This window comes from Streptomyces musisoli (assembly GCF_016741855.1).
In the GTDB taxonomy this organism is placed as follows: domain Bacteria; phylum Actinomycetota; class Actinomycetes; order Streptomycetales; family Streptomycetaceae; genus Streptomyces; species Streptomyces musisoli.
On record NZ_JAERRH010000123.1, the window covers coordinates 1 to 415 of the forward strand.

The 415-nt window shown below is 74.5% G+C and carries 1 protein-coding gene; it reads right to left on the reverse strand.

Going from position 1 to position 415, the window contains the following annotated elements:
• Positions 1–415 (reverse strand): condensation domain-containing protein (locus tag JK361_RS40750; protein WP_201828288.1); only part of this gene is annotated, 415 nt, incomplete at both ends.

The following is a 415-nucleotide window of genomic DNA, read 5'->3' on the forward strand; positions in this document are numbered from 1 at the left end:
GCTCGACGTCGCCGTGGACGAGCGCGACCGCGTCCGGCGTCGCCGCCACCTGCACCGCGAACAGCTCTGGCAGACTCGGGGTGGCGGCCCCGTTCTCGGCGGTGGGCAGCAGCTCGCGGCGCTCCTCGGCGGACAGCAGGTCGAGCCCGCCGATCGGCCGGTCCGGAGCGGCCGCGACCGCGGCCAGCAGCCTGGTCCACCGGGCGACGAGGGTCTCCACCGTCGAGCGGTCGAACAGGTCGGTGCTGTACTCGACCGCACCGCTCAGACCGGCCGGAGTGCCGTCGGACTCGTGCCGCTCCAGCAGACCGAAGGTCAGGTCGAGCCGGGAGGTCCCGGTGGTCACGGCCATCCCGGTGGCCGTGAGGCCGGGCAGTTCGAAGTCGCCGGCCGGTGCGTTCTGCACGGCCAGTCC